General features: G+C 56.8%; 21 protein-coding genes. 5 read left to right on the top strand and 16 right to left on the bottom strand.

The features are described 5' to 3' along the window. Positions 1-180 precede the first annotated feature (180 nt). Positions 181-909, bottom strand: a complete 729-nt coding sequence (locus BLV81_RS07000; RefSeq protein WP_255365016.1) for a YdcF family protein — start codon at positions 907-909, stop codon at positions 181-183. Positions 910-1,268: 359 nt separating this feature from the next. On the opposite strand from BLV81_RS07000, the gene BLV81_RS06995 reads away from it, so the two are divergent. The 3 genes from BLV81_RS06995 (at position 1,269) to BLV81_RS06985 (ending at position 4,303) form a co-directional block, all read left to right on the top strand. After that, positions 1,269-2,423, top strand: coding sequence for an NHL repeat-containing protein (locus tag BLV81_RS06995; protein ID WP_092353774.1), 1,155 nt, complete (start codon positions 1,269-1,271; stop codon positions 2,421-2,423). Between the two features lie 123 nt (positions 2,424-2,546). Beyond that, complete coding sequence (locus BLV81_RS06990) at positions 2,547-2,999, top strand: MarR family winged helix-turn-helix transcriptional regulator (protein WP_176992783.1); 453 nt, start codon at positions 2,547-2,549, stop codon at positions 2,997-2,999. Next, positions 2,996-4,303 carry an MFS transporter gene (locus BLV81_RS06985; protein WP_092353772.1) on the top strand — a complete coding sequence of 436 codons (1,308 nt, stop codon included), beginning with the start codon at positions 2,996-2,998 and terminating at the stop codon, positions 4,301-4,303. Before BLV81_RS06990 ends, BLV81_RS06985 begins: the two co-directional genes overlap by 4 nt. Before the next feature lie 10 nt (positions 4,304-4,313). On the opposite strand, the gene BLV81_RS06980 is transcribed toward BLV81_RS06985, so the two are convergent. The 10 genes from BLV81_RS06980 to BLV81_RS06935 all read right to left on the bottom strand — a co-directional run bounded on the left by BLV81_RS06980 (position 4,314) and on the right by BLV81_RS06935 (position 14,649). Then, complete coding sequence (locus tag BLV81_RS06980; protein WP_092353770.1) at positions 4,314-4,952, bottom strand: esterase/lipase family protein; 639 nt, start codon at positions 4,950-4,952, stop codon at positions 4,314-4,316. A gap of 6 nt (positions 4,953-4,958) precedes the next feature. Then, positions 4,959-5,216, bottom strand: coding sequence for a hypothetical protein (locus tag BLV81_RS06975; protein ID WP_092353768.1), 258 nt, complete (start codon positions 5,214-5,216; stop codon positions 4,959-4,961). Positions 5,217-5,285: 69 nt separating this feature from the next. Then, positions 5,286-6,176, bottom strand: a complete 891-nt coding sequence (locus BLV81_RS06970; RefSeq protein ID WP_092353766.1) for an RluA family pseudouridine synthase — start codon at positions 6,174-6,176, stop codon at positions 5,286-5,288. Next, complete coding sequence (locus BLV81_RS06965; RefSeq protein ID WP_176992782.1) at positions 6,176-6,667, bottom strand: arsinothricin resistance N-acetyltransferase ArsN1 family B; 492 nt, start codon at positions 6,665-6,667, stop codon at positions 6,176-6,178. The genes BLV81_RS06970 and BLV81_RS06965 overlap by 1 nt, the downstream gene beginning before the upstream one ends. Positions 6,668-6,751: 84 nt before the next feature. After that, on the bottom strand, positions 6,752-8,644 hold the full coding sequence (locus BLV81_RS06960) for a propionate--CoA ligase (protein ID WP_092353764.1): 1,893 nt from the start codon (positions 8,642-8,644) through the stop codon (positions 6,752-6,754). Between the two features lie 133 nt (positions 8,645-8,777). Continuing rightward, positions 8,778-10,229: a bifunctional 2-methylcitrate dehydratase/aconitate hydratase gene (locus BLV81_RS06955; protein WP_092353762.1), complete on the bottom strand. Its 1,452-nt coding sequence runs from the start codon at positions 10,227-10,229 to the stop codon at positions 8,778-8,780. 133 nt (positions 10,230-10,362) lie between these two features. Continuing rightward, positions 10,363-10,767 (bottom strand): hypothetical protein, encoded by a 405-nt coding sequence (locus tag BLV81_RS06950; protein WP_092353760.1) that lies wholly within the window; start codon positions 10,765-10,767, stop codon positions 10,363-10,365. Between the two features lie 340 nt (positions 10,768-11,107). Further along, entirely contained in the window at positions 11,108-12,637 is a 1,530-nt protein-coding gene (ntrC, locus tag BLV81_RS06945; RefSeq protein ID WP_092353758.1) for a nitrogen regulation protein NR(I), read from the bottom strand. Positions 12,638-12,755: 118 nt separating this feature from the next. Further along, entirely contained in the window at positions 12,756-13,838 is a 1,083-nt protein-coding gene (glnL, locus tag BLV81_RS06940) for a nitrogen regulation protein NR(II) (protein ID WP_176992781.1), read from the bottom strand. 286 nt (positions 13,839-14,124) lie between these two features. Beyond that, the gene (locus BLV81_RS06935; RefSeq protein WP_255365014.1) at positions 14,125-14,649 is read right to left on the bottom strand and encodes a DUF4124 domain-containing protein; all 525 of its coding nucleotides are present in this window, start codon (positions 14,647-14,649) and stop codon (positions 14,125-14,127) included. A gap of 71 nt (positions 14,650-14,720) precedes the next feature. Between BLV81_RS06935 and BLV81_RS23920 the strand changes: the two genes are divergently transcribed. Further along, positions 14,721-14,882, top strand: a complete 162-nt coding sequence (locus tag BLV81_RS23920) for a hypothetical protein (RefSeq protein WP_176992780.1) — start codon at positions 14,721-14,723, stop codon at positions 14,880-14,882. 1 nt (position 14,883) lies between these two features. On the opposite strand, the gene glnA is transcribed toward BLV81_RS23920, so the two are convergent. Beyond that, positions 14,884-16,299: a type I glutamate--ammonia ligase gene (gene glnA / locus BLV81_RS06930; protein WP_092353756.1), complete on the bottom strand. Its 1,416-nt coding sequence runs from the start codon at positions 16,297-16,299 to the stop codon at positions 14,884-14,886. A 421-nt stretch (positions 16,300-16,720) separates the two neighbouring features. On the opposite strand from glnA, the gene BLV81_RS06925 reads away from it, so the two are divergent. Continuing rightward, entirely contained in the window at positions 16,721-17,185 is a 465-nt protein-coding gene (locus tag BLV81_RS06925; protein ID WP_092353754.1) for a rhodanese-like domain-containing protein, read from the top strand. Positions 17,186-17,234: 49 nt separating this feature from the next. On the opposite strand, the gene BLV81_RS06920 is transcribed toward BLV81_RS06925, so the two are convergent. The 4 genes from BLV81_RS06920 to BLV81_RS06905 all read right to left on the bottom strand — a co-directional run bounded on the left by BLV81_RS06920 (position 17,235) and on the right by BLV81_RS06905 (position 20,971). Then, positions 17,235-17,741 (bottom strand): GNAT family N-acetyltransferase, encoded by a 507-nt coding sequence (locus BLV81_RS06920; protein ID WP_092353753.1) that lies wholly within the window; start codon positions 17,739-17,741, stop codon positions 17,235-17,237. A gap of 25 nt (positions 17,742-17,766) precedes the next feature. Further along, positions 17,767-18,693: a delta(1)-pyrroline-2-carboxylate reductase family protein gene (locus tag BLV81_RS06915; protein ID WP_092353751.1), complete on the bottom strand. Its 927-nt coding sequence runs from the start codon at positions 18,691-18,693 to the stop codon at positions 17,767-17,769. A gap of 23 nt (positions 18,694-18,716) precedes the next feature. Further along, the gene (gene lhpH, locus BLV81_RS06910) at positions 18,717-19,727 is read right to left on the bottom strand and encodes a trans-3-hydroxy-L-proline dehydratase (protein WP_092353749.1); all 1,011 of its coding nucleotides are present in this window, start codon (positions 19,725-19,727) and stop codon (positions 18,717-18,719) included. A 116-nt stretch (positions 19,728-19,843) separates the two neighbouring features. Beyond that, positions 19,844-20,971 carry a branched-chain amino acid ABC transporter substrate-binding protein gene (locus tag BLV81_RS06905; RefSeq protein ID WP_092353747.1) on the bottom strand — a complete coding sequence of 376 codons (1,128 nt, stop codon included), beginning with the start codon at positions 20,969-20,971 and terminating at the stop codon, positions 19,844-19,846. Between the last annotated feature and the right edge of the window lie 128 nt (positions 20,972-21,099).

The raw sequence follows: 21,099 nt of genomic DNA, 5'->3' as shown, positions 1-21,099 counted from the left end.
AATACCCGGTACGGCTTACCCGGCTTTACAAGTGCGGATGTTACCGCACCCGCTACCTGGCTGGGGCATGTGTTACCAGTGCATCGTGACTTTCAGCAGGCGACTACATCAAGATGGCCTTGGGGCCAGATTGAGGCAGGTCTTCGTGTAATTAGCCAACGGGAATCTGCGGATTTTTATTCACGACTTCGCATAGTATGCAATATAGGCGATTGCTTCTCTGAAAATGGAATAGATATCCCGTATTTCAAAGTACCGCCCATGTGCCGCGCCTGTCACTTTGATTCCGTTGCGTTCAAGCGCAAGTTTTGTGCGTAGAATATGAAAGTATTGAGTCGCAACCAATGCTGATTTTAGGCCGTTGGCAAGCATGAAGTTTGCTGCGTTTTTCGCGGTAGCGGACGTATCTATTCCCAAACTATCTTTGACAATAGCTGTTACCGGCACGCCATTTTTTGTGAGGTAGTTTGACATGGAAACCGCTTCGTCGAATCCTTCCTTCCCGGTACCCCCGCTCACAAAGATTAGCCCTGCCCGGCGCTCGTGAAATAGTTGTAGCGCCACATCGAGCCGCGCTTGCAATCTCGGACTTGGCGTTCCATCCGCAGCAACGGTATTTCCAGGAACGACTATCAAATCAGCATCGGCAATCTTATCGTTGAGTCCCGCAACAACGATTGCGCCCGCAACCAGCGAGAGGGAAAAAATACAAATGAGGGCAAATAGCTTTAGTCGTTGCATTATCTTGATTATGAAGAGCTTACACACAACGCAAGACTTCATGGATACCTGAATTGAATGTCCCTCAAGCTCCACCGTCATGCGCAACAATTTTTGATCTAAGTGAAAATTCTGCCGCGCTTTTAACAGTCTTCCCCAGTCCTGGTCCAGCCGCAGGGGTTCGTCCACTGTGAGTTAGATCAAATCATGCGATGCGCTAACTAAATTTTAATCTTCCTCCTTAAAATCATCAGGATCGTCTCTGCTCACTGTGGCGATCGAGTTCCGTCCCTCATAAGGAATATTATCATTTCCAATTCATCTTAAAATTCCAACGGAGTCTCCGCTGCGAAAACCTGTATTACCCAGCCGAAAACGGCATACCGGAGCTGGCAAGCCGTTGTGATTCACGCCTCTTGCCTTTTTGCTGCAACGCTTGAGGCTTTTTTCATCACTGGCTCGGCCATCCAAACTTTGCCTCCAAGAAACCCTGAGAATCCAGTAATATTCTCATATCGATCTATCATCGCCGACTTATCAGAGGTTAAATGGGCGTCAACCAATTGTCCGCCAGACTCTCCTTATGCCTGCTGGGCTTGATGCTGGCGGCTTGCTGTCGGCAAGAGCAGGCGACGAGCTGCAATGAAACCACGCCGGTTACCGAAGCGGGCAGCAGTGACGGCAGCGGCAATAACGCCCGCTTTAGCCAACCCAGCGCTATCGCCGTTGATGCCGGCGGCAATCTGTTCGTCACCGACACGGCCAACAATACCGTCCGCAAAATCACTGCCGCCGGTGTCGTCAGCACTCTTGCCGGCAGCGCCGGCAATGCGGGCAGCGCGGATGGCAGCGGGCAGAAAGCGCGCTTTAATCAGCCGGGCGGTATCGCTATCGACTTGGCCGGCAACCTGTATCTGGCCGATACCCAGAATCACACCATCCGCAAGGTGACCGCCGCCGGCGTGGTAAGCACCTTGGCGGGTAGCGCCGGACAAGCCGGCCAGGCTGACGGCATCGCAGGAAATGCGCGCTTCAATCAGCCTTGGGGGCTGGTGCGCGACCCTGCCGGTAATCTGTATGTGACTGATACCGGTAACGATACAGTGCGCATGATCACACCTGAGGGCGTGGTGACGACGCTGGCGGGCACCGCTGGAAATCCAGGAAGCGCCGATGGCAACGGAGCGCGTGCGCAATTCAATTTTCCACGCGGCATAACGATCGACCGCGCGGCGATTTTGAATCCGAATCTGAATCTGTACATCGCCGATACCAACAACAATACAATTCGCAAGCTTAATCTGAGCGGCGACGTCACTACCCTGGCAGGCACGGCAGGCGCCGCCGGCAGCGATGACGGCGGCGGCCGGCGCGCCCGATTCAATCAACCGGATGGCATTGCCATCGACAGTGCCGGCAATATCCGCGTCAGCGATACCGACAATCAGCTGATTCGCAATGTATCCCAGACCGGTGTGGTCAGCACCCTGGCCGGCGCTGCCGGAACCACGGGCCACGCCGACGGTAACGGCAGCAACGCAAATTTCAACCTGCCCATGGGAATTGCTGCCGATACCGCAAACAATCTCTATGTTGCCGACAGCGGCAACAATCTGATTCGTAAAGTGACGCCAGGTGGACTGGTCAGCACCTTGTTAAGAAGCGGCGAGTCATCGCCATGCTTGTGTCTTTTCAAACTATAAACACACCCGCCCTGTCCCGAGATCAAATTACAACAAGCCGGTTGACATAGTTTGAACTTCATTTATAGTATGCATATGCATGGATGTATATGCATTAATCTATATACGTGAAGAGAACGATACATGATGAAAAGTCAATGCAGCTGCTCGACGCTGCGGCAGCTGACCCGCAAGATGACCAACATCTACGATCACTATCTTGCCGCCGACGAGCTCACCATCAGCCAGTATTCCTTGCTGGCCCGGATCGGTAAATACGGCCCTGTCGGCGTGATTCCGCTGGCAAACAACATGGGCATGGACCGCAGCACGATGAGCCGCACCCTCAAGCCTTTGATTCGCGCAGGCTGGATAGAGACGGTCGACCTGCCGCTGGAAATGCTGACAGACAAGCGTTCATTCGGCGTCAGCTTGAGTACCGATGGACAGCGCAAGTGGCAGCAATCCATGCCTAACTGGCGCAAGGCACAAGATGTAATCAATACAATATTGGGCGACCAGACACATCAAGCCCTGATGGACCTGGTCGATGACGCAAACGCAAAGTTTGAACAAAACGAAAACGCCATTTTATGAACCAGACCATACAAGCCATCATGTCGCGCACACGTTTCAGCTACGTGTGGATCATCGTCGGCATCACTTTCCTGGTGTTGCTGGCCGCAGCCGGCATCCGCGCCACGCCATCGGTGATGATCCTGCCGCTGGAACATGAATTCGGCTGGAGCGTCACCACCATCTCCTTCGTCATCTCCGTCAATATCGCACTGTACGGCTTGATTGGACCATTTTCGGCGGCCGCCATGCAACGCTACGGCATCCGCCCGATTGTGCTGGGAGCGCTGGTGTTGCTGGCGACCGGCACTTTCATCAGTACCTTCATGAGCATGCCGTGGCACATGGTGCTGGCCTGGGGCATTCTGGTGGGAGCCGGCAGCGGCGTCGCCGCCAATACGCTGGCTGCGACTATCGTCAGCCGCTGGTTCGAAACCCGCCGCGGCCTGGCGATGGGCTTGCTGACAGCCAGCTCCGCCACTGGCCAGATGGTGTTCCTGCCATTGATGGCCTACATGGTCGAGCATTACGGCTGGCGTTCGGTCGCCATCCTGGTAGCCAGCGTGGCGGCATTGGCGATCCCGCTGGTGGCGATCTTCTTGCCGGAACGTCCGCAAGATATCGGCATGAAACGCTACGGCCAGTTTGAAGAACTGCCGCCAGATGCCGCCAGCAAATCTAAAAATCCATTGACGATCGCGTTCCAGGCTTTGGGCAAGGCGGTAAAAATCCGCGATTTCTGGCTGCTGTTCTTCAGCTTCTTCATCTGCGGCATGAGCACCAACGGCTACATCGGTTCGCATTTCATCGCCATGTGCGGCGACTACGGCATTACAGCTGTCGGCGGCGCCAGCATCCTGGCCGCTATGGGCATGCTGGATCTGGTCGGCACTACCATGTCCGGCTGGCTATCGGACCGTTACAGCCCGCGCGTGCTGCTGTTCTGGTATTACGGTTTGCGCGGCGTGGCCTTGATTTTCCTGCCGCACGCATTCGGCCTCAGCTATTTCGGGTTGCCGGTATTTGCGCTGTTTTATGGATTGGACTGGATCGCTACGGTCCCGCCCACCGTGCGTTTGGCTAACGATGTATTCGGCCGCTTGGCCGCGCCTATCGTGTTTGGCTGGATCGTCGCCGGTCATCAATTGGGCGCCGCCAGCGCCACCATGCTGGCCGGCTCGCTGCGTAACAGCCTGGGCAGCTATACCCTGTCGTCGATGCTGATGGGAACGGCTTGCATCGTGGCTGCGGTCATGGTGCTGCGTATCAAAGGCCATCACGCCGGCGGCGACCTGATACCTGCAAGTCCGGTGTTGAGCCGCTAAGCGCTTATGACTACGCCCGTGACTTCACGGTGGCCACGATATCGCTGGCCACCTGACGTGAATTCATGATGATGGTATGGATAGTCGGCAGCAGTTGAACCGGCACGTTTCCCAGTTGTACTTCTTTTACCGACAGGATGCCGTCGTTCGGCTCATCGCCGAACGGCATCCAGCGACTGCGCGGACCTTTGACGCCGGCGTACACGCGCAACGGAATATCCGGAATCGGCAAGCTATCCATGAAATCCTGGCGCGCCAGCAACTGTCCCATTTCGCCGGTCAGCAACCGGAACAAACGCCACTGCGCCAGTTTGATCGCGTAGCTGGAGGCCATGGTCGGCGGCGCCAGGAACACGCCAAGCTCCGGCGCCCGCGCCAGGTGCGGCAAGACGGCGCGGGTCAGCACGCAGCCCAGCGAATGGCCGATGATGATGAAGCGCTGCTCGCCGACGCGGCTTGTGATGAATGTACGCAGCCGTTCGACGCAGGGTAGCCAGCGTTCAAATGCGGCCGAATAAGCGAACAGATGGGTGGTGATTCCTGCCGCGCGCAGGCGTTTGGCAAGCAGCAGCATCGATACCGGCGTGCGCCCCATGCCATGCACCAGGATGGCATGCACGTTTGCACTATCGGGCCGGCGACCGTCCATTGCGCGCTACTCTTTCTTTTGCAACTGCTTTTCAAACGCAACGTCCAGCTTGCTGACGCGCTTCGGCTTTTGCGGGCCATAAGCATTGACGAAGCGGACGAAAGCATCCAGCTCCAACGCCTCGCTCAAGCGGATCGGCGCCGCAAAACCGGCGTTCTGCGTCAGGTAAAATAATTCCTCCGCGGTTCTCACCATCGAATACCGCACATCGGTGCTACGGGCATTGAGACGTTCTACCGCCGCTGTAGCTCGGGTTGATCTCATTGCGTTCTCCTGATCTTTATCATCATCTGTACCAACACTCTTCAGCTCTTCACTTCACCTAAATTCCACCTAAAGTGTGCGCTGGCTTGCGAAGTGGCGCGGCCGCCCATCCAGCGGATCAACGAAAGCAATTTCCCGCGCCAGCAACTGCAAGGGCGCCGACAGATCGTCGCCTTTGCAGGGATGTACAACGGGATAAAAGGTATCGTTGATAATCGGTATCCCCAATGCCGCCATATGTACGCGCAGCTGATGTTTCTTGCCGGTCAGCGGGCGCAGGCGGTACCAGCTGCATGTCTCGCGCTGCTCGATCAGCTCGATGCGCGTCTCCGAATTCGGTTCGCCTGCCGCTTCCTGCATACGGAAAAACGGCGTGCTTTCCACCATGCGGCTGCGATACACCAGGGGCAACGCCAGATCCGCTGCGGTCGGCGCCAACGCCTCATATGTCTTGTCGACCAGACGTTGCTGGAACAGCGACTGGTACGCGCCGCGGCTGCCGATGTCGTGGGAAAAAATCACCACTCCGGCAGTTTCCCTATCCAGCCGGTGGATCGGCGTCAAATCGGCCAGGCCGGTCTTCTTCTTAAGGCGTACCAGCAAAGTCTCGTGCAGAAAGCGTCCGCTCGGGATCACCGGCAGGAAATGCGGCTTGTCTGCCACCAGTATCCGCTCATCCTGATACAAGATGGTTTCTTCAAACGGAATCGGCGTCTCGGCCGGCGGTTCGCGATAGTAGAAAATGCACATGCCGCGCCGGTAAGGAGTATCCGGCATCAAACGCAAGCCATTGCCGTCGACCACCTCGCCGCGCGCCATGCGCGCTACCCAGGTAGCGCTATCAACGGCGGGGAAACGCTGTGCCAGGAATTCCAGCAAATTCGGCCAATCGCCGACCGGCAGCCACAGATAGCTTGGTGCAACGCCATCGACAACGGGCAACGGCGACGACTGAGCCATCACAACACCCGTTGCCAATAGCCGACATCGATCCAGCGCTCGAATTTTTTACCTACCTGCGCGAAGTGCGCCACTTTTTCATAGCCCATCTTTTCGTGCAACGCGACGCTGGCAGCATTTGGCAAGGCGATGCCGCCGATCACCACATGCACCGGCAACTTCTCAAGTTCCGCGATCAAGGCGCGATACAGCGCACTACCGAATCCCTTGCCGCCCGCTGCGGTCGACAAATATACCGAACTCTCGACTGCATGTTGATAAGCCGCACGCGCGCGCCATTTGGTGGCGTAGGCGTAGCCGAGAATTTTCCCGTCTTCGACGCACACCAGCCAAGGGAATTGGGATGTTATATCGAGGATGCGGTGCCCCATTTGCTCGGGCGTCACCGGTTCGGTTTCAAAACTGATGACGGTATCGAGGATATAAGGATTGTAGATGTCGCAAATGGCGGCTGCATCGGCGATGGTTGCCGGGCGAATGATGTGGGTCATGGCAATTTATCAGGTTACTTGGGCGAATACACAATCATACCGTGCATTCGCCCGTACCTGACGGCAGCCATCAAATAGACAATGTCAAGCGAGCAAGGCTTGCTTGATCTGCTGCAAGGAAGACGGATCTTCAATGGTCGTCAAATCTCCCGGATCGCGTCCCTCGCAGATCGCCTGTATGGAACGGCGCAGCAGTTTGCCGGAACGGGTTTTCGGCAGCAGGCCAACCACATACACCCGCGCCGGCCGGCCGAGGCTGCCGATCTGCTTGTCGACCACGCGCATGATTTCCGCTTCCAGCGCGGCCCGCCCTTGTGCCGTATTGTCGGCCACCTTGGGAATCACGAAGGCCACGGCCACCTGCCCTTTCAGCTTGTCTTCGACGCCGACCACGGCCACTTCCGACACATTCGGATGGCTGGAAATACTTTCTTCTATTTCGCGCGTGCCAAGCCGATGGCCGGCGACATTGATGACGTCGTCGGTGCGTCCGAGAATGAAGTAGTAACCGTCGTCATCGCGGATGCCCCAGTCGAAAGTCGAATAGACCGGGCGTTGGGAGTCGGGCAAATGCGTGGCCCAATAGGTAGCGATGCAACGCTGGTCGTCGCCATAAATGGTTTGCATGCAACCCGGCGGCAAGGGCCATTCGATGACCACCACACCTTTTTCATTGGCGCCGCACAACTCGCCGGTCGTCTCGTTCAGCAACTGCACTTTGTAGCCATACATCGGCACACCGGGGCTGCCCAGCTTGCAAGGTTTGTCTTCGATGTTCTTGGCAATCGTCATGATCGGCCAGCCAGATTCGGTTTGCCAGTAGTTGTCGACGACGGGTACGCCAAGCGCCGTTGAAATCCAGCTGGAAGTAGTTTCGTCCAGCGGCTCGCCGGCCAGGTATAGCGCCTGCAGCGACGACAGATCGTATTTCCGCATCAGCTCCGGAGGCTGCTTTTTCAGTACCCGGATCGCGGTCGGCGCCGAGAACATCCGCGTTACCTTGTACTTCTCGACGATGCTCCACCAGATGCCGCCGTCAGGGCGGATCGGCAGACCTTCATACAGTATCGTCGCCATGCCCGCGATCAAAGGCCCATACACGATGTAGGAATGGCCGACCACCCAGCCGATATCGGAGGTACAGAAAAATGTGCCGCCCGGCTTGCTGCAAAAGATGGCGTCCATGGAAGTGGCCAGCGCCACCGCGTAACCGCCGACATCGCGCTGCACGCCCTTGGGCTTGCCGGTGGTGCCGGAGGTGTACAGGATATAGGAAGCCTCGTTCGATTCCAGCCAGGCTAGCGGCACCTTGGCGTCCATATGGCGTTGGCGCTGCTCGGCATAATCGACATCCCGCCCCGCCACCGCTGCCATCGGCGCCAGGCCGCGATCAACCAGCAGCACGTGCGCCGGCTTGTGTTGCGCCAGCTTGATCGCATCGTCCAGCAAACCCTTGTAAGCAATCACTTTGCCGCCGCGCGAACCGGCGTCGGCGGAGACGATCAATTTCGGCGTTGCATCATCGATCCGGCTCGCCAGGCTGTTCGAGGCAAAGCCGCCGAACACCACTGAATGGATGGCGCCGATGCGGGCGCAAGCCAGCATGGCAAACGTCGCCTCGGCAATCATCGGCATGTAGATCAAGACACGATCGCCGCGGCCCACGCCTAGCGCTTGCATGATGGCGGCAGTGCGATTGACTTCCGCCTGCAGCTCGCGGAATGAATAGGTTTTTTCAGTATTGGTCTCGGTCGAAATCGCGATCAGGGCAGCCTGGTCGCCACGCGTTGCCACCCAGCGGTCAACCGCGTTGTGGCACAAGTTGGTGGTGCCATCGACAAACCATTTGGCGAACGGTGGCCGGCTATCGTCGAGTACCTGCGAGAACGGATGGTGCCAGTCGATCCGCCTGGCTTGCTCGGTCCAGAATGCGGATGGATCGGTGATCGAGCGTTGGTAAAAGGTGGCGAAACTCATGCTGTCTCCTCGCTTCTTGAAAAGAACCGTCGGGCGGGTAATTTTTTCCCCACGTATTTTTATAAGGTTACGCGCGGGCACATGTGCCCCTCTACGCCTATCGACATCTACATCGACAAGCGCGGCGTAATTGTTATATCACATACAGATCGACATACTCGTTGACTGCCATGTCCTCCAGTTTTTTCTGGTCAAACGAAACCTCCAGGATTTTCTGCTGCTGCTTGAGTGACAACTGGCGCGCCAGGTTGATCTTGAACTTGGCTTCCAGCAGCGGGATGCCATCCTTGCGGCGGCGTGCATGGCCGATCGGATATTCGACCACGATTTCCTTGAGCTTCTTGCCATCCTTGAATTCAAGCGTCAATGCATTGGCAATCGAACGCTTCTTCGGATCGTGGTAATCCTTGGTGAATGCCTTGTCTTCGACGCAAACGATCTTGCCGCGCAAGGCGTCGATACGTTGGTCTGACGCCACCTTGTCTTCATAGTCGCCAGCAGTCAGGCGGCCGAAAATCAGCGGCACCGCGACCATGTACTGGATGCAGTGATCGCGGTCGGCCGGATTGTTCAACGGCCCCTTCTTGTCGATGATGCGGATGCAGGCTTCGTGCGTGCGGATCGTGATTCTCTTGATGTCATCCACCGGCTTGCCAGCCTTGGCCAACTCCGCATGCAAAGTCATGGCGGCTTCGACTGCGGTCTGCGCGTGAAACTCGGCCGGGAAGGAAATCTTGAACAGCACATTTTCCATGACATACGATGCGTACTTGCGCTGGAACTTGAACGGCTGGCCTTTGAACAGCACATCGTAAAAACCCCAGGTCTTGGCAGTCAGCACCGACGGATACCCCATTTCACCGGTCTTGGCGATCAAGGCCAGGCGCACCGCGCGCGAAGTAGCGTCGCCGGCAGCCCAGGATTTGCGCGAACCGGTATTCGGCGCATGGCGATAGGTGCGCAGCGACTGGCCGTCGACCCATGCCAGCGACACCGCGTTGAGGATTTCTTCGCGTGTCAGGCCCATCATCTCCGCCACCACCGCGGTCGACGCTACCTTGACCAGCACGACATGATCCAGGCCGACCTTGTTGAAGGAATTTTCGAGCGCGATGCAGCCCTGGATTTCGTGCGCCTTGATCATGGCGGTCAGCACGTCTTTCATCTTCAACGGCTTCTTGCCGGCGGCGATGGCGTTGCGCGAGAGCCAGTCGGCGGTCGCCAGGATGGCGCCCAGGTTGTCGGACGGATGGCCCCATTCCGCTGCCAGCCAGGTATCGTTGAAATCCAGCCAGCGAATCATGGCGCCGATATTGAACGCAGCCTGGATCGGGTCGAGCTGGAATTGCGTGCCTGGCACTTTGGCGCCGCCAGGCACCAAAGTGCCAGGAACAATCGGCCCCATCAGTTTTTTACAGGCCGGGTACTCCAACGCTTCCAGGCCGCATCCCAAGGTATCGATCAGACAGTTGCGTGCGGTGTCATAAGCGACCTTGGACGTGATCTTGTACCCGGTCACGTAATCGACGATATCGACCAGCACCTTGTCGTATTTTGGACGGACGTTGGAGATGTGGGCGGACATTGTGTTCCTTGTCAGATGAGAATTGAAGCCAGAAATGCATCTGTTACGCCAATCTAAGCACTCCAATAAGTAATGCTGACAATGATGCCGGCAACACTCTTATCACAAACCCCAGCTCCGCAAAATCAAGGGATCAGCGCAGCTTGCATTCGTTCGCCAGCTGCAGCCCCTGCTTGGAATTGAGCAGCATCGACTTGGCTGGGATCTGGATCCACACCAGGCCGCTTGCTTTATCTTCCAGCCGTACCGCGCCGGTGGTGGTGCCGACCCTAGTCATCGGATAGCCGCGCCCTTTCCAGGTCAATTTGACTTCGCCGCTGGCGGCGCTGGCGAGATCGACCCGGTTACCCAATTCGCAATAAAAATTACCGGCAACCAAACTCGCTGCCGGCGCCGGCTCAAGCTTCAAAAGATTCGGCGCGGTCGCTGCCGGCTTGGTGTCAGCCAGCGGCACGCTGGAGCCGCAAGCGGCCAGCAAGGCGGCAAGAGTTAAAGCGGAAGCAATACGGTAAGAATTCATTACGTTAAAAACAATCATGTTGTCCCGGCCCTGAGGCTATAAGTAAGCATAGCCCCCGTTGTTGATCACGACGAGGGAATCCCTTGGCTCGCACAAACGCCGGCATTGCCATTTTGCATACAGACGCTATTTACATTTGCCAATCGAGACAAATTTTAAATCTTCTTGGCCGACATAATTCACCGACTGACGAATAATCTTATTGTCCGTCTGTTGGTCGTTTATGTGTGATTATGTGCGCGAACTGCGCAATCTGATGAAGCTGGGGATGGAGCTTATAATCAACCGCGCCATCTGCGGCGTAAATTACGGAAACAGCAAGACCGCTGAGCGCGGCCTTGCTTTGCCTGCTCCGGCCTCAGTCGTCCTTGGCGCCGGCTATGCCTAATTCCTGAATCTTGCGCGTGATGGTATTGCGTCCGATGCCGAGACGTACCGCAGCATCGTTCTTGCGCCCGTGGGTATGACGCAACGCCATTTTGATCAAGGCCGATTCAAATTGCCGGCCCAGCACATCCATCACGTCGGCGTCGCCATTGCTGAGCATTTGCGCAGCTTCAATCTCGAGCAAAGCGATCCAGCTCTGCTTTTCGTTTTGCATCTCGCCGCTGACGGCGACTTGCCCAGGAGGCGCCGATACTTCTGGATAATGCGTGGCGGCGGCTGGCGCTGCAAGATGCGGGTCGAACGCTACCGGCCGGTTGGCCGGGCTTTCCAACTGCAGGCTTTGGTCGCGGCCGCCGACCAGATCTTGCGGCAAATCCTTGATTTCGACGGTCTGGCCCGGCGCCATCACGGTAATCCAGTTGCACAGGTTTTCCAGCTGGCGGACGTTGCCCGGCAAGTCCAGACCGCTCATGAAACGCATGGCGTTATCGGATACCCGCTTGCTTTCGACACCGAGCTGCTTGGCGCTCTGGCTAAGGAAGTAGCGCGTCAGGATCGGGATGTCCTCGCGCCGTTCGCGCAAGCTCGGCAGGCGCAGCCTGATCACATTCAAACGGTGATACAGGTCTTCCCGGAACAGGCCTTCCCGCACCCGGGTCTCCAGGTTCTGGTGGGTCGCGGCGATCACGCGGACATTGGCTTTCAACGACTGATGTCCGCCGACCCGGTAGAAATGGCCGTCAGATAACACACGCAGCAGACGCGTCTGCAAATCAAACGGCATGTCGCCGATTTCATCCAGGAACAAGGTGCCGCCTTCGGCTTGCTCAAAGCGGCCGCGGCGCGACGCCTGGGCGCCGGTAAATGCGCCGCGCTCATGGCCGAACAGTTCCGACTCCAGCAAATCCTTCGGAATCGCCGCGGTGTTGAGGGCGATGAACGGCTGCGCCGCGCGCGGGCTATGCTTGTGCAGGGCGCGCGCCACCAGCTCTTTACCGGTACCCGATTCTCCGGTGATCAGCACAGTCACATTCGATTGCGACAAGCGGCCGATGGCGCGAAATACGTCTTGCATCGCCGGCGCCTGCCCCAGGATTTCCGGGGTTTCGGCAGACGCCTGCTCGACATTGGCTTCGCGCAAGCTTTCTTCCAGCGCGCGCCGGATCAGTTCGACTGCCTTGTCGACATCGAACGGCTTGGCCAGGTATTCGAAGGCGCCGCCCTGAAATGCGGCAACAGCGGAATCAAGATCGGAAAAAGCGGTGATGATGATGACCGGCACGCCGGGAAACTTGGCTTTGACAGTCTGCAGCAACTCCAGGCCGGATGCGCCCGGCATGCGGATATCGGAAACCAGCACCTGCGGCGTGCTCGATTGCAGCGCTTCGATTGCATCGCGCGCATTGGAGAAACTCTTGGTGCTCAGGTTTTCGCGGGCCAGCGCTTTTTCAAGCACCCACCGAATCGATTCGTCGTCGTCAACAATCCAGATTGGTTTCATGTGGTTTCTGCTGCGTCAAGAACGCAGTCCTTTAAACTGTTTGTCATCGCGATGAAGCCGCTATCTCAACGTATCAAGTCAACTTGTTAAGCCAACTTGCCAAGCTTGCAGGCAAGCATCAAGGTAGCGGTATCAGAATTCTGAAATCTGTATATCCCGGCCGGCTTTCGCATTCGATGACACCCATGTGCTGTTGCACGAAGGTTTGCGCCAGCGTCAAACCCAAACCGCTGCCGCCGTCGCGTCCCGATACCAGCGGATAAAAAATGCGTTCGGCAATCTCGACCGGGATGCCAGGTCCATTGTCGATGATATGCAAGTCTAGTGCCAGCCGGTAACGCACCTTGGCCAAGGTCACTTGCCGCACTATCCGGCTCTGGAATATCAGCTCGGCATCGCCCGCTTTGATACGCTCGCTCAGTGCTTGCGCTGCGTTGTGGGCAATGTTCAAAATCGCCTGTATCAGTTGCTCCTTGTCGCCACGGAACTGCGGAATCGACAGGTCGTAATCACGCTTGATGCTCAGGCCGCTCGGGAATTCAGCCACGATCAGGCTGCGTACCCGCTCGCACACCTCATGGATATTGACGTCGCCGACGATCTGCGCCAGCCGGTGCGGCGCCAGCAGGCGGTCCACCAGGGTCTGCAGGCGATCGGCTTCCTTGATGATGACTTGCGTGTACTCGCGCAATTCCTTGAGGTGACGCTCCGGCAGCTCCAGCTCCAGCAACTGGGCGGCGCCGCGAATGCCGCCCAGAGGATTCTTGATTTCGTGCGCCAGATTGCGGATCAGCTCTTTGTTAACCTGGCTCTGGTCGATCAGGCGTTCCTCGCGCTCCAGCTTGAGCTGCTGCACATTTTCACGCAACTCGATCAACACCGGCATGTCGGGGCTATCGAGGGCGGTGACGATGGTGTCGACCCACAATGGTTCGCGCCCCATGCGTTCCAGGATCAGGTCCTGGCGCGAGTCGTCGAATTGATGTTGCAGCGCTTGCTGGTAAATCGCAATCAGCTGCTCCGGATTCAGGAACAGGTCTGACAGGGTCTGCTGCACCAGCAAGCGGCAGGAGCTTTCCAGCAGATTTTCCGCAGCGGCATTGGCAAACACCAGGCGCCCGTGCTGATCCAGCACCAGTACCGCAGACGCCAGCAGATCAAGGCTGGCAAGTGCGTTCCGTTCGGTGGTTTTTATTGACATCCTGGCATCCTTATTAAAAAGCCTGGTCCAGGCAGACAGCGGCGCCGCCAGCATAAGCCGGCAAGCAAAACAATCCACGACGCCACGGCGTCATTGAAACTGTCGTCGCGATTGAAATGGTGCATTTTCCGAGCATAAGAAGCTTTGTAAGCAATGTCGGTGGGTAATATGCAAGATCGCCACATTATGGTGCGTCCGGCCTGACTCTATCTTAAACCGGATGGGCAAAAATAAAGGCCGCAATAGCGGCCTTATGGATTAAGCAAGGTTGATACCATGCGCGGTATTACTTGAGATTCGACAATTCCCGGTTGAGGGCATCGATATTTTTCTCGCTGCGGGCAATATCTTCTTTCATGGATGCCACCCGTTCCTGGTACTTGGCGTAATTGCGTTCGTTGCCTTGTCGATCCGGCGTGCCATCGTTGTAGTCTTTCTTGAGATTGGCCAGGCGCTCCTGCTCATTCTTCATCTCATCCTGCAGGATCTGGCGGCGATCGTTGTCGCGCGCCTTTTGCGTGCCGTTATCCACCTTTGGGAAATCGGACGGCGTTGATGCTGCGGGCTTGCTGGAAGCCGCGCCTCCGCCCCCGCTCGGCTTGCTGGACGAAGTCACGATCAACGGCGGCAAACTGACGCGTTTGCAGCCTTTGGTATCGCCGGTATTCTTGTATTCCTTGACGCCGTTCTGGTCAACGCACAGAAAGACTTCGCTTTGGGCGCGCACAGTACTGCTGAACACGGCGCCGAACATGCTGACCGCTGCCAACAACAGGAATCCCCGGGAAAAATGCAACATTGGACGCTTCATAGGCTGCTTCATAGACTTTCTTCGCAATTCAATCGTCAATCGAGACGCTAGTTTATGTCAAGAAACTTCCAATGACAAACCATCCTGCACAATATAAATTACGACACGTTGACAAGAAAAACAAGCATGCAAAAAAAACAAAAGGACAGGAAGAATCTCCTGTCCTTTTTATCTTGCCGGCCTGCCTTGCGCAAGGCAGGGCTGGCCTTCAAAACTCACGAATTAACTTATGACTTATACCGAATAGTACATATCGAATTCGATCGGGTGCGTCGTCATGCGGTAGCGTTGAACTTCTTGCATTTTCAAGTCCAGGTAAGCATCGATCATGCTGTCGCTGAATACGCCGCCACGGGTCAGGAACTCGCGATCCTTGTCCAGCGCTTCCAGCGCTTCTTCCAGCGAAGCGCAAACGGTAGGGATCAGCTTGTCTTCTTCTGGCGGCAGATGGTACAGATCTTTCGATGCCGCTTCGCCCGGATGGATCTTGTTCTGCACGCCGTCCAGACCGGCCATCAGCAACGCTGCAAAGCACAGGTAAGGATTTGCCAGAGGATCCGGGAAACGGGTTTCGATACGACGACCCTTTGGATTCGCCACATGCGGGATACGGATCGAAGCCGAACGGTTACGTGCCGAGTAAGCCAGCTTGACCGGCGCTTCGTAACCTGGGACCAGGCGCTTGTACGAGTTGGTGCCTGGGTTGGTGATCGCGTTCAGTGCCTTGGCGTGCTTGATGATGCCGCCGATGTAGAACAGCGCGAATTCGGACAGGCCGGCATAGCCGTCGCCAGCGAACAGGTTCTTGCCGTCTTTCCAGACCGATTGATGCACGTGCATGCCGGAACCGTTGTCGCCAACGATAGGCTTAGGCATGAAAGTGGCGGTCTTGCCGTAGGTGTGGGCAACATTCCAGACGACGTATTTCAGGTTCTGGGTCCAGTCGGCGCGTTCAACCAGAGTCGAGAACTTGGTGCCGATTTCATTTTGGCCAGCGCCAGCCACTTCGTGGTGATGCACTTCAACCGGGATGCCCAGCGATTCCAGGATCAGGCACATTTCCGAACGCATGTCTTGGAAGCTGTCGACTGGCGGCACTGGGAAATAGCCGCCCTTGACGGTTGGACGATGGCCGGTGTTGCCGCCTTCGAGCTTGGCGCCAGTGCTCCAGGAAGCTTCTTCGGAACCGATCTTGACGAAGCAGCCTGACATGTCGGCGCCCCAACGGACGTCGTCGAAAATAAAGAATTCTGGTTCCGGACCGAAGTAAGCGGTATCGCCCAGGCCGGAAGATTTCAGATAGGCTTCAGCGCGCTTGGCGATCGAACGCGGGTCGCGGTCGTAGCCCTTGCCGTCGGACGGCTCGATCACGTCGCATTGCATGAACAATGTGGTTTCTTCCATGAACGGGTCGATGTTCGCGGTGTTCGGGTCCGGCATCAACAACATGTCGGAAGCTTCAATACCCTTCCAACCAGCAATAGAAGAACCGTCAAATGCATGACCCGACTCAAATTTATCGATATCGAAATGAGAGACCGGAACAGTTACATGCTGCTCCTTGCCTTTGGTGTCAGCGAAGCGAAAATCAACGAATTTGACTTCGTTGTCTTTTGCCATTTTCAAGACTTCTGCGGCCGTCATTGCCATGTGAATCTCCTAAAATATGAAAGTACTGCATTTTAAATTGTGTGACCTGCTCAGGATCTGTTGCACGCGGATCTCAGCGTCGCAGTAACATCATGGACAGGTAGTGAGCATCCTCAGACCGGACAGCACTTCAGTACGACCAGAACTCAGTGCAGGATGATAGCAGAATCCATGCCACCATCCGTTTGCGAAATAGTGCTTATTTGATTCGGTAATTAGCTTATTTAGAAGGCTTTACTGAGCTTTTCACACTGCTAGCCTTAGCATTGCAGCAATATCGGATCACCAATCGGGTGCGATGAAAAATGAGGGCACCATGTTTGTGCAAACAATTGAGTAAACCATGAATTAGCACCGATTTGGTGCGTTTAAGATTTAAATAAAGCAACATTACGGAAACCAAACTTCCAGGAGAAATACCATGCCAAACAGTAATGAAATCCTGGCCACCGCCAAACAACGCGGTCAAAATGATCGTCTCCCCTATGCCGGCGCCGTCACGCCAAGCGAGGCCTTCTCTTTATTGGAGGCCGACGGCGCCACGATCCTGGTGGATGTCCGCACCAATGCTGAGCGCGACTGGGTCGGACGGGTAGCGATTCGCGAGGCGCAGCACGCCGCGGTGCAATGGTCGCACTATCCAGGCGGTGTGCAGAATCCCGATTTCCTGGCGCAACTGGCCCAGGTTGCGGAAAAAGGAACACCGTTATTGTTCCTGTGCCGCTCCGGCGTGCGCTCGCAACACGCGGCCAAGCTGGCCACCGAACACGGTTACAGCAATTGCTTCAATATCCTGGAAGGCTTCGAAGGCGATAAGGACCACGATGGCCACCGCAAGAACGTCAACGGCTGGTGCAAGGCCGGGTTGCCTTGGTCAGGCGCTTGAGGAGATTTGTTCAGGCTGAGAAAGCGGTTCCGTCAGAACCGCAGCGGATTCAGGTTGTGACTCTTGCTTTTTGATAGGCAAGTATCCGGTTCTCATATTTCTGGTCTTCGAATACGTGCCAGGCGGTACCGATGTCGATGAAACCATAGGCGCGGTAGAAGGCCAGTGCCCGTGCATTGCCGACCCAGGCCGTCAGCCAGAGCCTGGCGCCGACGCTATCGATCGCGTGCCCCAGCAGCGCGCGGCCGATGCCGCGCCCATGAAAATGCTCTTGCACGTATAGCGTGTCGACTTCGACTCCGTCGAAGTTTTCTTCCCTGCAGCGGGAATCCAGATCGAGCAGGATATACCCAAGCAGATTTTCACCATCCGCTTTCACAAACAGCCGGTAACCGGGATCGGCGATGATCTTGCGGAAATACTCCGGGGTAAAGGTCGACAGTACCTCGCGCGCCAGGTCATCGCTGACGCCTTCGGTGGCATAGGTATGCAGCCAGACCTGGATCGACAGCGCGGTCAGGCTCATGCAATCGGCTTCTGCTGCGTTACGAATCATATTCGCCCGCGATATTCATCGACGATCATGCTTGCGCAAGCGATGCGATCGCGACGCGCGCCGCGGCCAGGTCCCAGGCTGCCTGGCCGACGGTTTTATATACCGGCAGCAGCGCTTGCCGGGCAAAACCATGGGCCAGCACCTCGGGCAATTCACGCACTTTGCTCCAGTCGACTTGCGCTTGCAGCAAATCGCCGGCTTCATGCTTGGCGCCGGCCAGGCAGTCGACCACCACGGTGCGGCTGTGCAGAAGTTCAGCCGGGAACTCCACCATATCCGGTTTGAAAGCGCCGACGCCTATCGCTAATGTGGTCGCGGCGATATGGACAGGAATCACGGCGCTGCGCGACGTGGTCAAGGCTATCAGAACGTCTGTGTGCGGCAAATCGGTGGCCAGCGTAGCAGCGGCCACCGCCTTGATTGCAATGTGCGGATGGCGCAGCAGCAAGGCATCGCAAAATGCCTGGGTCTTTTGCATATCGCGGGCGGCGATCCAAAATTCATTGACGCCAAAATATTCGACCAGGCCGTCGGCATGCGCGATGGCTTGCACTCCGGTGCCGATCAACAGCGCGGATTTCGGCTTGAATGGCAGCAAGGCTTCAATGCCGAGCAAACTTACCGCGGCAGTCCGGCGCGCAGTAACGGTAGGACCGTGCAACAACGCCAGGCGGCGGCCGCTGGCGGTATCGAACACCACCACTTCACCCTGAATCGCCGGCAGCTGATACTGCGCGTTATTGGCATGCACGGTAATCAGCTTGGTCATGCCGATATCGGCAGCGATAGCCGGCATGCATAACAGCACGCTAGCCTTGTCGATTTCCACCACCATGCGTTCGGGCGCGTTGATCTTGCCTTCACGCAGTTGCTGCGCAACCGTTACCAGCGCAGGCACCAGTTCGGAATATGGCAGAGCGGCGGCAGTGCTTTCGGCGTCGAGAATGTGCATATTGTTTTGATGAAAAAAATGAATCAGCGCAAGAAAAACCCTTGCGGGAACGGATCGCTGTCTTCCAGCACCCACTGATTGAAACCCATGATGTGGGCGTTGCCGGTCACTTCGGTATGCGCCGCATCGAACGCGCCGACCTTGGTGGCGCCTGTCACCCGAACCTGGAAACAACTGCCGACTATGCTTTCATTCACCAATGTCTGATTCAAGGCCAGTTTCTGCCGCAGGAACAATTGCGCGGCGCGGCCCGAGGTGCCGGTGCCGGTCGGCGAACGGTCTACTTCACGGTCGGCAAAGATGCAGACATTGGCTTGATCCGCCTGCGTATCATTCGGCGCGCCGTCGATGATGGTGCCGTACAAGGTATCCAGGCCGGGCTCCAGCGGATGCTGGATTTTCACTTGGTCTTTGACCGCCTGCTTGGTTTCCGCGCCCAGCTGGATCAGCTTGCGCACCTGCTCCGGCTTGATCTTGAGCCCGGCCTGATCGGCATTCATATAGTAGTAGAAAGCACCGCCGAAAACGATGTCGCCGGTGACTTTGCCAAAGCTCGGCGTCTCGACCTCGACATCGCGCTGATAGATAAATGCCGGCACATTGCGGAACGTGACGGCGCCGGCGCGCTTGCCATCCCACTCGACCTGGGCTTCGATGAAGCCGGCGGGGGTGTCGAAGCCGATGCGCGTCAACGGTATCGTACGTTCCACATGATTGAGTTCCACCAGCACCTTGCCGAGTGCGATGATGCCGTGGCCGCACATGTCGCTATAACCTTCGTTATGGATGAAGATCACGCCGAAATCGGCGGCCGGCGTCACCGGCGGCAACAGATACGCACCGTACATGTCGGCATGGCCGCGCGGCTCGTTCATCAGGAACTGGCGAACGTCGTCGCGCTGTGCCTTGAGCCAGCTGCGGCGTTCGAGAATCGTCTTGCCCGGCACCGGCGGCAAACCGGAAATCACGATGCGCAACGGCTCACCGCCGGTGTGCGCATCTACCGTGTGTATGGTGCGTGTGTAACTTAGCATGGGGGATTTTGTTTGAAGAGGACTGCGAATATTGTGCAGGGCGGGCAAAAAAATCTTGCCCGCCCTGCGTTCAACCAGTCAGGTAGCGTGGGCACTGATGCCCGCGCGTGAACCTGTTAGTAGCTGGTCAGCGCTTCCGGCACGCCGGCCTTGAAGCGATAAACCGTTACCGGCGATTGCTTCAGATCGTGGTTGGCGTCGAATTCATAAGAGCCGGCTACACCCTTGTAGTGAATTTTTTCCAGCGCCGATACGTATTGCTTAGGCTCCACCGAATTGGCTGCCTTCATCGCCTGCGCGATCAGCATCATGCCGTCGTAGAACGATGCCGCATAGGTTTCTGCAGGACGGTTGTATTGCTTCTGGTAGTCTGCTGCGAAAATTTTGCCTGAAGCGAGCTTGTCCAGCATGGCGCCGCCCTGTGTGCAATACACTTGATCGGTAATCGCATCGCCGCCCAGACGACCCATTTCCGGCGAGCAGATGCCGTCACCGCCCAGGAACATGGCGCTCACGCCCAGCTGTTTCATCTGGCGTGTCATCGGACCGCCCTGTGGCGCATAGCCGCCGTAGAAAATCGCGTCCGGTTTCTTCGCCTTGATGCTGGTCAGGATAGCGGTGAAATCGGTCGCCTTGTCATTGGTGAAGTCATTGCCGAGCACCTTGATGCCGTTGGCTTTGGCGACTTTCGAAAACTCTTCCGCCAGGCCCTGGCCGTATGCAGTGCGGTCATCGATGATCGCCACTGTCTTGACCTTCAGTTCCTTGGCCGCATACAGCGCCATCTTGCCACCCAGCTGGCTATCGCTGGCCGCTACCCGGAATACCGAGTGAAAGCCTTGCAAAGTCACTTTTGGATTGGAGGCGACAGTGCCCATCACGATGCCGGCGTCGTTATAGACGCGCGAAGCGGGAATCGTGACACCCGAGTTGTAAGGGCCGACCACCGCCTTGACGCCCATGTCAACCAGCTTTTGCGCTACGCTGACGCCGGCGCGCGGATCGGCCTGGTCATCTTCCATCTGGGCGACGAACTTGATTTTCTTGCCGCCGATAACCATGCCCTGGCTATTCAGCTTGTCGATCGCCATCGTCAGGCCGCCTTGGTTATCGCGGCCGGCAGATGCCTGGGGACCGGTCAGCGGGCTGCTGAAGCCGATTTTTACTTCTTGTGTCTCCTGCGCCATCGCGAGCGCTGGGAATGCAGCCAACATAACCATCATCAGTTTGGTCCGTGCGTACATGGCGTATCCTTTCGTCTGTCTTTAATAATAGTGTTTTTTTAATAATGACACCCATCGTCAGGGGTGGGTGTCAAGGACGTCTCTTGCAGATCGAATCCTAGCAGGGACGCCGCCACATTAAATTCTTT

The organism is Collimonas sp. OK242, from assembly GCF_900107095.1.
Classification (GTDB): Bacteria; Pseudomonadota; Gammaproteobacteria; order Burkholderiales; family Burkholderiaceae_D; genus Collimonas.
Note: the sequence above shows the minus strand (reverse complement) of the source record. Positions and strands in the feature narration are given on the sequence as shown.

Excerpts from the sequence above, each read along its gene's own strand:
- BLV81_RS06995 (WP_092353774.1), top strand. The coding sequence starts at position 1,269 with ATGGGCGTCAACCAATTGTCCGCCAGACTCTCCTTATGCCTGCTGGGC.
- BLV81_RS06990 (WP_176992783.1), top strand. The coding sequence starts at position 2,547 with ATGATGAAAAGTCAATGCAGCTGCTCGACGCTGCGGCAGCTGACCCGC.
- BLV81_RS06985 (WP_092353772.1), top strand. The coding sequence starts at position 2,996 with ATGAACCAGACCATACAAGCCATCATGTCGCGCACACGTTTCAGCTAC.
- BLV81_RS06980 (WP_092353770.1), bottom strand. The coding sequence starts at position 4,952 with ATGGACGGTCGCCGGCCCGATAGTGCAAACGTGCATGCCATCCTGGTG.
- BLV81_RS06975 (WP_092353768.1), bottom strand. The coding sequence starts at position 5,216 with ATGAGATCAACCCGAGCTACAGCGGCGGTAGAACGTCTCAATGCCCGT.
- BLV81_RS06970 (WP_092353766.1), bottom strand. The coding sequence starts at position 6,176 with ATGGCTCAGTCGTCGCCGTTGCCCGTTGTCGATGGCGTTGCACCAAGC.
- BLV81_RS06965 (WP_176992782.1), bottom strand. The coding sequence starts at position 6,667 with ATGACCCACATCATTCGCCCGGCAACCATCGCCGATGCAGCCGCCATT.
- BLV81_RS06960 (WP_092353764.1), bottom strand. The coding sequence starts at position 8,644 with ATGAGTTTCGCCACCTTTTACCAACGCTCGATCACCGATCCATCCGCA.
- BLV81_RS06955 (WP_092353762.1), bottom strand. The coding sequence starts at position 10,229 with ATGTCCGCCCACATCTCCAACGTCCGTCCAAAATACGACAAGGTGCTG.
- BLV81_RS06950 (WP_092353760.1), bottom strand. The coding sequence starts at position 10,767 with ATGATTGTTTTTAACGTAATGAATTCTTACCGTATTGCTTCCGCTTTA.
- ntrC (WP_092353758.1), bottom strand. The coding sequence starts at position 12,637 with ATGAAACCAATCTGGATTGTTGACGACGACGAATCGATTCGGTGGGTG.
- glnL (WP_176992781.1), bottom strand. The coding sequence starts at position 13,838 with ATGTCAATAAAAACCACCGAACGGAACGCACTTGCCAGCCTTGATCTG.
- BLV81_RS06935 (WP_255365014.1), bottom strand. The coding sequence starts at position 14,649 with ATGAAGCGTCCAATGTTGCATTTTTCCCGGGGATTCCTGTTGTTGGCA.
- BLV81_RS23920 (WP_176992780.1), top strand. The coding sequence starts at position 14,721 with ATGACAAACCATCCTGCACAATATAAATTACGACACGTTGACAAGAAA.
- glnA (WP_092353756.1), bottom strand. The coding sequence starts at position 16,299 with ATGGCAATGACGGCCGCAGAAGTCTTGAAAATGGCAAAAGACAACGAA.
- BLV81_RS06925 (WP_092353754.1), top strand. The coding sequence starts at position 16,721 with ATGCCAAACAGTAATGAAATCCTGGCCACCGCCAAACAACGCGGTCAA.
- BLV81_RS06920 (WP_092353753.1), bottom strand. The coding sequence starts at position 17,741 with ATGATTCGTAACGCAGCAGAAGCCGATTGCATGAGCCTGACCGCGCTG.
- BLV81_RS06915 (WP_092353751.1), bottom strand. The coding sequence starts at position 18,693 with ATGCACATTCTCGACGCCGAAAGCACTGCCGCCGCTCTGCCATATTCC.
- lhpH (WP_092353749.1), bottom strand. The coding sequence starts at position 19,727 with ATGCTAAGTTACACACGCACCATACACACGGTAGATGCGCACACCGGC.
- BLV81_RS06905 (WP_092353747.1), bottom strand. The coding sequence starts at position 20,971 with ATGTACGCACGGACCAAACTGATGATGGTTATGTTGGCTGCATTCCCA.